Here is a 9,385-nt window from a genome sequence, read left to right on the forward strand (position 1 = left end):
ATGAGAAATGCACTACCGTCGAATTTCAATCGTCGGCGCGCCACCAGCCATGCCGCCGGTCATCACCATCGCACCGCCGGGAATCATCATGCCACCACCGCCACCGGAGGTGGCCGAACGGATCGACTTGAGGTATCGATCGTCGAGCGCGCTGGCCACGAACGGCGGCAGCTTGCGACGCTGGACGTCGGTCAGCAATCCCTTCACTGCTGGCGCGTACGTTCGCAGGATGTCGATGCTCGCCTCACGCGCCTTCACGTATTGCGCGTAAATGGCATCGTGATCGAAGCGCTCGGGGAGATCGGCAAAACGCTTCGAGAGCGGTGCCCAGATCGAATCGAGCCGCACCGTATAGCGGCGGTTCATGGTGGCCAGACTGTCGGCCTGATCCGACGACAGCTTGAGCGTATCCTGATCGCGCAGGATCGTAGCCAGTGGGTTCGGCACACCACCGTTGCCGAACTGCGCCTTGATCATCGCTTCGCCCGCCTTCGTGCCCTTCGTGCGACGACCGCGGTCGAGCGACTGAGAGAGCACCTGCCGCTCACGCGTGGGGCCGATGTCGTAGCGCAACTGAGCGGTGATGGTTACCGGAACGCGCAAGCTGTTGAACTGCGGGTTGGTGGCCCCGAAGCGCTGGTTCACCTCGTACCGGTAGCGCTTGGTCGCGGCGTCGAAACCGCGCACGTACAGCAATGCCTGATCCAGGAACGGCTGCTGTCCCCACCCGCGCAAATTGTGCTCACCGTGCAGAATCAAGTCGGCGGCACCGAGCGGATTCGAGACATTAAATGACAAATTGGCGCGCTGCGGTAAGTGCAGCTTGATGGGGTTGAATGAGATCGACAGGTTGGCCGAGCTCACCCACGGGCCCTGACAGCTATTGCGGGCGGCCAGGTTCCCGAGCTGCGACGACAGGCACTCGCGGGCGACCCGGGACCCGGTGGTCAACAGCGCCCGCATGTCGGCCGCAGTGGCCGCATCGCTCGATGTATTGCTCAAGGACGGATTGAACACGAAGGCGCGATCGTTGCCGAGACCGTCGCCGTTCACGTCGCCGCCGATCGTGGGCGTGAAGGGTGTACCCGACCGGAACTGCCCGAACCAACCAAGGCGAATCAAGTCGAACGCGTTGTAGCTCAGGTTGTACGTGATCTGGTGCCGCGAATCGAACGACGCGCGCGACCAGTTTACCGCCAGCGGATCGCCGGCCGTGCTGGTGAATCCGCGGAACTGCTCGCGTACGCTCGAGTAGGTGTAGCTCATACTCCAGCTGAAGTTCGTGCTGAAGTTCGTCGGCGAGAGTCGCACGCTGCCTTGCGCGCTGCGCGATGTGAGATCGCTGCGCTGCTCGGTGACGCGCTGAAACGCCGTGGCCACGCGGCCATCGCCCGCCGCGATCGCTCCGGTGAGTGGAATGATACTGGTGGGCAGGACATACACCGGTCGACCGTCTTCGTTGTCGACGGCAAAGCGCTGTACGCCGGCAAAGTTACGATCGACGAAGCTCGACTGCCGCGTGTTCAGCGAGTAGGTGGCGTCGAAGCTGGCATTGAAGCGGGTCCGGAGAATCGGCCCCGACCAGCTCAGGTTCGAGCGCAGACTGCTGGGGGCGGCGTAGTCCTTCGCGAAGAGAGTCACGTTGGGTGCGCGGTTCGAGAAGACCGTGCCGGTGCTGCCGTCAGCGCAGCGCGTGGGAATGAGCGCCGGATTGCCGTAGGTATTCCAGTCTGGCATCGGTGTGGCCGGTCCAACGCAGGCGAGTTGCTGAATGGCACTGGCTAGGCCAGTATTGTCGATTGCCGAACCCACTAAAGTGGACTGGGGCGTGTTCTGAAACACGCCGATGCCGCCGCGCACTACCGCGCGCGGACCACGGAACGCACCATCGAAGGCGCCAATCTGCGGACCTGTGCCGTACTGCCAGGAGAAGCCCACCCGCGGGCTCACGAACACGCCGTCGGGCACAAGATCGTTGCGAACACCAAGCAGTCGTTCCACCTCGGTGTTGCGCGCCGGTGCATCGAGATACTGGTTGGCATCCACGCGCACGCCATATTGAAACTGCAGCCGATTGGTGCGGCGATACGAATCGCCGAGGGAGATCGCACCCACCATCATGCGGGAATTGCGTTCACGCGGTGCGAGGGTGCGCGTGAATGAAATGGGAATGCCGGCCTGCAGATCGGCGAGCGAGTTGTAGGCAAACGTGCCAAGCCGGTTCACCGTTTGATCCTGCGACGAGCCATCGCTCCGCACTTCAGTGGCCAGCTTGAGGCGATGCTTGTTGTTGGCGCTGAACCACGACAACGTGTTCATCGCCGACATGCTGTTCGACGTCTGTGACGTACCGAGGAACTGATTGCCGCCGAACGCCAGATTCTGCACGCCGTTCGTGCCGTCGACGAAATTCGAGTTCACGCGCACGCGTCCACCGGGCAGATTCATATACGGCGAGCCGTCGTTGCTCGAGGCGCTCATACCGCCAGATGTCTCGGTGAGCATGCCGATACCGCGCAGCGTGAAGTAGCCGCTGTGCCGTCCTTGAATGCCACCACCCACCGACGTTCGCTCACCGCTCGTGGTGGGCAGTCCCGTGGTCAACGGCGACGCTGGATTCTGCGTGTTCCAGTTGCCGTTGAACGTGAGGTTGTACGCCGAGCCGCTGGTGCTCGACGGCGGTGTGAAGTCGATCGCACCGAATACGGAGCCCTGATCGCCCAGACGAGTGGACGGAAGTCCGCTGTAATCGATGGGTACACGCGCGTTCTGTAGAATGCCTACGAGACGCTGCACGGAATCGGCGGCGACACCCGATGCCTGCAGGCCAGTACTCGAGGTGTTCAGCAGTGTCTGCAAGTCGTTACTGCGACGGCCAAGCTGGAACGACACGTTGTAAAATGTCTTGTCGACAATGAGTGGGCCCGACACCGTGCCGCCCAGTGAGCCGTTGGTGTACTCCTGCCCATTTGCGCGCGCCGCCGCATCGGTCCACTGCAGCGAGGGAGCATCACCCACGAAACTCAGTCCTCGACTCATAAAGTTCGAGCCGGGCCGCGTACGCAGACTGAACTGCCCACCCGAAAAGCCACCACGCGAGACGTCATACGGTGACGTGGTGAGGGCGCTCAGCACACTCGCATCGCGCGGAAGTCCCGCGCCGCCGAACATCATGCCGTTCAGCGTCGTGGTATTCTGATCGGCGCCGAGTCCGAGCACGGAGAAGCCATTCGCGCCGCCGTCTTGCCCCGGTACCAGCTGCACGCCGGGTAGCGTTGCCGCCATCGCAGCGAGATCGCCCATCTGGTCCGGCGGCAACGCGCTGGTGTTCTGAATGACACGCTCCGTACCGCCGACGTCTTGTTGCACCTCGTTGCGTGACACCTTCTGGCGCGCGGCCGTGACTTTGACCGCATCGAGGACCGCACCTACCCTCGTCAGCTTGGCGTCCGCAATCAGAATGTCTTCGTCGGCGCCCCGCTTTACTTCGAAGCGCTTCACGCTGTAGCCAAGCGCGTTTACGGTAACCATGTAGTCGCCGTCGCCGCCCGGAAAGGTGACCGTGAAGCGGCCGGCTCGATCGGTGCGGGCGGTGCGATTGACGTTGCCGGAGATCGAGGTGACCACCACGACCACATTGTCGAGCGGTTCATTCTCGGTGCCGGTGATCCGGCCACGGATGACATCCACCAGTTGAGCGGCAGCGGACCGCGGAGACGCGGATAACGCCGAACACAGCAGGGCGGCGAGCAGGACGAAACGACGGAGCACGTCGGGAAGGGATCGGAGGAAACGAGCAGGGCGGGTGCTAACGCTACGGATCGCATCGCATCTCCGTTTCGACACAGGACACCCGACATTCGTTTCCTCTGCGCACTCTGCGTCCTCTGCCTGATCGGTTCTCGACGGCCTCCTCAGAACTGATCAGGCGGAGGAGGCAGAGGAGCAGACAACGCACAGTGCAATGCTACGAAACCGGCCTAGAACTCCCCGATAAAGCCGACTTCTGGGTGTAGTTCGTAACCGAATCGTTCCTTGACCGCCGCCTGCGCGTGCGCCACTAGTGTCCTCACATCGGCCGCCGTGGCATGACCCAGGTTGACCAGAATATTGGCGTGAATGTGAGAGATCTGCGCGTCACCTACCCGGAAACCCTTGAGGCCGCACTGGTCGATCAATCGACCAGCGCCGACCCCTTCGATCTTCTTGAAGATGGAGCCAGCGCTGGGATGCACCTGCAGCCACGGGTGTCGCGACCCGCGCCAGGCGAGATTCTCCTGCAGGATCTGGTGGAGGCGCGCGGGATCGGCCTTGGTGAGCCGAAACGTGGCGCTCAGCACCACGTCCCGGCGATGGTGAAAGACCGTGTCGTCGTAACCAAACTGGATGTAATCGGCGTCAACCACGCGTCGCTCGCCCTCCTCGGTCAGGATCTCGCACTGTTCGAACACTTCGGCGATGAACATCGTCCGCTCACGCTCTGGGGCGGGCGAGAGAAAATGCAGGTTCTGCCACAGCGCTCCGCCCACGGTGCTCGGGATGCCGATGTAGTGCTCGAGTCCCGACCAGCCGGCACGCACGGTGTCGAGGACCACGTCCTGCATGATGGCGCCGCTTTCAGTCCACAGCATCCCGCTTGGCGACATCGTGTGACCGGAGGCCGCGTTCCGGATCACGAGGCCGCGCATGCCGCGATCGCCGATCAGGACATTCGCGCCCAGTCCTAACACAAACCACGGGATCCCCGCCTGTTTCGCGGCCGTGATCGCCGTGGCCAGTTCATCGGCCGTGTGCGCCTCGAAGAGCACGTCGGCCGGTCCGCCGATCCGAAACGTCGTGAACGGCGCGAGTGGTGCGCTGAGCAACAGGCGACGGCGTTCCAGCGGCAGTGAGGACGCGGCGGCCGCTGCGAGTGCGTCGGCGATCTGGGCGGGAGTCATACCGAAAGATTCCCCGCAGCGGGGTCGTACGCCATCGTTCCGGTGATACCGCTCGCCTTCCGGGACCTCGGCCATTCGGCGCGGGGTACGGAGCCGTTCGATTCGGCGAGTCCCTCCCTTTGCTCACGTCGCATGCCCGCACCTTTCGGCGCCCGGCCGTTCCTCGGGCACTTTTTCACGGCCGCCCTGCTCGCGGTGGCCCTTCCCGCGGCCACGCCGCAGCAGCTGCCGGCGCAGTCCCGCGTCGAGCTGGCCAAGGTGGTGCGCCGGACGGTGCTCGCGAACGGCATGGAGGTGATTGTCGTGGAGAATCACGGGGTGCCGATCGCGACCCTCGAAATCGATGTGCGGAACGGCGCGTTCACACAGAGTCCCGAGTACGCCGGTTTGGCGCACATGTATGAACACATGTTCTTCAAGGCCAACAAGGATCTGCCAGACGCCGAGTCGTTCAACGATCGCGCGGCCGAGTTGGGCGCGGTGTTCAACGGGACGACGCAGGAAGAGCGTGTGAATTACTTCCTCACGTTGCCGGCCGATTCGGTGGCCGGCGGACTGCGCTTTCTGGCCAGTGCGCTGATCAATCCGACGTTCCGCGACGATGAGTTGAAGCGCGAGAAAGAAGTCGTGCTCGGAGAATACGATCGCAATGAAGCGCAGCCGGGCTTTGCGTTTCAGCAGAAGGCCACGGAGCTGCTGTATCCTGGGCAGTTCAGTCGCAAGAATACGATCGGTGATCGCACCGTGATCGCCAACGTGACGCCGGCGCAGATGCGAGAGATTCAGCGCAAATACTACGTGCCGAACAACAGCGCACTGATCGTGACCGGTGACGTGAATCCGGAGAAGGTGTTCGCGCTGGCGGCGCAAGTGTTCGGTGCCTGGCCGCGTGGGGAGGATCCGTTCAAGGCGGATCCTATTCCACCCATTCCCGCACTCGACGGCAACAAGTCGCACATCAGCGAAGAGCCGATCAATGCGGTGGCGGTGCTGATACAGTGGCAGGGCCCGAGCGTCGGCAAGGATCCGGGCGCGACGTTTGCCGCCGACGTGTTCAGTGACGTGCTCAACACGCCCGGTTCGACGTTTCAGAAGAATCTGGTGGACACCGGATTGTGGCAGGGTGTCGGCGTGAATTACTACACGCTGAATCAGACCGGCCCGATCTCGATTAGCGGACAAACCACCCCCGACAAGTACCGCGCCGCGATGGCGGCGTTGGAGCGTGAGATCGCGCGCTTCACCGATCCCACGTACGTGACCACGCGCGAACTCGAAGCGGTGAAGGCGCAGCGCACCGTCTCGAGCGCCTTCGGGATCGAGAAGGCCTCGGAGATCGCGCACACCATCGGCTTCTGGTGGAGCGTCTCCAACCTCGATTACTTCATCGGCTACACGGATACCATGGCCCAGCAACGCATCACCGATCTCCTGCGGTACACCAGCACGTACATCGCCGGAAAGCCGCGCGTCACGAGTGTGCTGCTTTCCAGTGAGGCGCGCCGCTCGATCGGGCTCACGGAGAAAGAATTGCTGACGCCTGCGTCGCGTCCGGTGGTGAGGCCATGAACAGACAGTATGGAGTCGGGAGTATGGGGTATGGGGTGCTGTGGGTGGTGGGATTCGTAGTAGTGGCGGCGACGTCGTTGTCGGGGCAGGCAACCGCGAAGAAGACCGTGGCAAAGACTGCAACCAAGGCGGCGACGGCGAAACCCGTGGAACTCTCGCCGGCGGTTACGTCGCCTACCGACACGCTCACGTCGAAGTTCGAAGTGGCGGGCATCCCGGTCATTTTGCGTCGCGTGAGTGCGAACAACGTGGTGGCGGCCAACCTGTATCTGTTGGGTGGTACGCGTCAGCTCACGGCGACGAACCAAGGCATCGAAGCACTGCTGCTCGAGGCGAGTGAACGCGGAACCGCGAAGTATCCGCGCGACGTACTGCGCGCGAAGATGGCGCGATTGGGGAGCGCGATCGGGGTCGGTGCGAATGCCGACTGGACCACGATCAGTCTGCGTGCTACCACCACGGGCCTCGACAGCACATGGTCGATTCTCGCCGATCGTGTCATGGCGCCACGTCTCGATCCGGCGGAAGTGGAATTGGTACGCGAGCAATTCGTGACCGCCACACGTCAACGCAAGGATAGCCCCGATGCGTTGCTCGACTACCTCGCCGACAGCATCGCGTTCTCGGGCCATCCATACGCCCTCGAGCCCACCGGTACCGAACAGTCGTTGCCGTCGATCACGACCGCCGACCTCAAGGCGTATCACGCGTCGCAGTTCGTGACGTCGCGCATGATGCTGGTCGTGGTAGGCAACGTGTCGCGCACCAGGGTGGAGAAGCTGGTGCGCGAGACGCTGGGCCGCATGCCGAAGGGTAATTACGCGTGGACGCTGCCCGATCCGCCAGCGGAGTTGCCGAGTGCGTATGTGTTGGAGAAGCGCACGCTGCCTACGAATTATTTGCAGGGATACTTCCACGGTCCCAAGGCCACGAGCAAGGACTATCCGGCGCTGCGGCTGGCCTGCGCCGTGCTGAGTGGCCGATTGTTCGCGGAAGTACGCGGTCGTCGCAATCTCACCTACTCCGTGAATGCGCCGTTCGTAGAACGCGCCTTCTCGCTCGGCGGCCTGTATGTCACCACGACGCAGCCCGATGAAGTGCTCAATATCATGCAAGAGCAGATCACATCGTTGCGCGAGGGCACGATCACCAACGACGGACTCGAGCGGCTGGTGCAGCAGTTCATCGTGACATATTTCCTCGACAACGAAACGAACGCCGACCAAGCGAACATGCTGGCGCGTGCCGAGTTGTATCAGGGCGATTTCCGTCTCGCCGCGCAGTTTGTGGAAGAACTGCGCGCCGTCACGCCCGAGCAGATTCAGCAAGCGGCTCGCACCTACATGGGCAAGGTGCGATGGGCCTACGTCGGTGACCCGTCCAAGGTGACGCCGGCGCGGATGCTGCGCTTCTGAACGACACACCCTGTCGCGGGGTCGCGCTCTCGGTCGATCTCGCGTACGTCGACTACCGCGATATCGGGGTTGCGCTGGTCACCTACGACCGCGCCGGCGCGCAGGAATCGCTGTCGGCGCGAGCGTTCGAAGTGCCGCTCAGCGGGCGCCCCTCGGTCGCACCGCTGACCGCCTGGCTGCGGGAAATGGTCGAGGCCCACGACGTTCGCTGTCTCTGCATCGATGGCCCATTGGGCTGGCGATCGCCCAACACCGATTCGCCGCACTGCCGACTCAGTGAACGTACTGTGCGCGCCCCCGGCAAGACCGGTCTCCCCCCCGATGGCGTAAAGCCACGCACGTATCTGGGGTTCACGACCTTTTCGATCGCCCTGTTCGCGGCGTTTCTGGAGTCCGCTGACTGGGCGCTACCCGGTGATCCCGCCGCGCCATCGCCCGCCCGCGTGCTCACTGAATGCTTTCCCACGGCCGGGTGGCGCGCGCTGGGCCTGTCACCGCTGATGGCCAAGGGGCGTGCCTCGGTCGCTGACGTGCAGGACGCCGGAGCGCGGCTGCAGGTACGCACCGGAATCTCCCTCGAGCAGGTGCGCACGCACGATCAGTTGCAGGCCGTCGTAGGTGGAATCGCCGGTGCCTGGTGGGCCGCCGGTCGCACTGACCGTGTGCAATTGGCGGGTGCCCCGCCGATCCGCCTCGACGGAAGCTGGCGCGAGGGATATATCATGATTCCAGCTGTCACGACCTGATCGATCTCGGTGCATCTCCCCTTCGTACGACTTCCCGCCGCCTCCTATGTCGAATCCATACTCCCGTCGTGACTTCGTGTCCGACAGCGCCACGCTCGCCTTCGGCGCGATGATCGTGCCGCGTGCGGTGCTCGGTGGCCCCGGCTATCGTGCGCCCAGCGCCAAGCTCAACATCGCCTGCGTTGGTATCGGTGGCATGGGCATGAGCAACATGTCGCAGATGCTCACGGAGAACATCGTGGCGGTCTGCGACGTGGACTTCGCGTATGTCGAGCGTTCACTGGAGGGACGACTCAAGCCACGCACGGGGGAGCCGACGCCGCTGAACGTGCAGCTGGGTGAAGCGTACAAGAACGCCAAGCAGTACACGGACTTCCGTGAGATGCTCGACAAGCAGAAGGACATCGACGCCGTGCTGATCGCGACGCCCGATCACCTGCATGCCACCATCGCGCTGGCCGCGATGTCCTTGGGCAAGCATGTGTACGTACAGAAGCCACTCGCGTACTCCGTACACGAGGTGCGATTGCTGCAGAAGGCGGCCGCGGCCAATCCAAAGCTGGCCACGCAGATGGGGAATCAGGGTCACTCGATGGAGGGCTCGCACCGCATCAACGAGATCATCGCCTCGGGCGTGCTCGGCAAGATCCGTGAAGTGCACGTGTGGACCGATCGCCCGGTGCGCTATAGGGCGCAGGGTATTCCGCGTCCGCGC

At 63.3% G+C, this 9,385-nt stretch carries 6 protein-coding genes; 4 read left to right on the forward strand and 2 right to left on the reverse strand.

Annotated elements, in window-relative coordinates; genetic code table 11:
- Positions 1-12 precede the first annotated feature (12 nt).
- Positions 13-3,771: a carboxypeptidase regulatory-like domain-containing protein gene (locus ACLL97_RS13245; RefSeq protein WP_411280947.1), complete on the reverse strand. Its 3,759-nt coding sequence runs from the start codon at positions 3,769-3,771 to the stop codon at positions 13-15.
- Positions 3,772-3,980: 209 nt separating this feature from the next.
- On the reverse strand, positions 3,981-4,940 hold the full coding sequence (murB, locus tag ACLL97_RS13250) for a UDP-N-acetylmuramate dehydrogenase (protein ID WP_411280948.1): 960 nt from the start codon (positions 4,938-4,940) through the stop codon (positions 3,981-3,983).
- A gap of 132 nt (positions 4,941-5,072) precedes the next feature.
- On the opposite strand from murB, the gene ACLL97_RS13255 reads away from it, so the two are divergent.
- The 4 genes from ACLL97_RS13255 to ACLL97_RS13270 all read left to right on the forward strand — a co-directional run.
- Positions 5,073-6,509 (forward strand): M16 family metallopeptidase, encoded by a 1,437-nt coding sequence (locus ACLL97_RS13255; RefSeq protein ID WP_411280949.1) that lies wholly within the window; start codon positions 5,073-5,075, stop codon positions 6,507-6,509.
- Positions 6,506-7,924, forward strand: coding sequence for a M16 family metallopeptidase (locus ACLL97_RS13260; protein WP_411280950.1), 1,419 nt, complete (start codon positions 6,506-6,508; stop codon positions 7,922-7,924). Before ACLL97_RS13255 ends, ACLL97_RS13260 begins: the two co-directional genes overlap by 4 nt.
- Before the next feature lie 131 nt (positions 7,925-8,055).
- Positions 8,056-8,670: a hypothetical protein gene (locus ACLL97_RS13265; protein WP_411280951.1), complete on the forward strand. Its 615-nt coding sequence runs from the start codon at positions 8,056-8,058 to the stop codon at positions 8,668-8,670.
- Between the two features lie 46 nt (positions 8,671-8,716).
- Positions 8,717-9,385: Gfo/Idh/MocA family protein (locus ACLL97_RS13270; protein ID WP_411280952.1), on the forward strand; the 669-nt coding region annotated here is incomplete at its 3' end.

This window comes from Gemmatimonas sp., assembly GCF_046594945.1.
In the GTDB taxonomy this organism is placed as follows: Bacteria; Gemmatimonadota; Gemmatimonadetes; order Gemmatimonadales; family Gemmatimonadaceae; genus Gemmatimonas.

What these genes read in the sequence shown, in the direction of transcription:
- murB (WP_411280948.1), bottom strand. Translation starts at nt 4,940, where the DNA reads ATGACTCCCGCCCAGATCGCCGACGCACTCGCAGCGGCCGCCGCGTCC.
- ACLL97_RS13260 (WP_411280950.1), top strand. Translation starts at nt 6,506, where the DNA reads ATGAACAGACAGTATGGAGTCGGGAGTATGGGGTATGGGGTGCTGTGG.
- ACLL97_RS13255 (WP_411280949.1), top strand. Translation starts at nt 5,073, where the DNA reads ATGCCCGCACCTTTCGGCGCCCGGCCGTTCCTCGGGCACTTTTTCACG.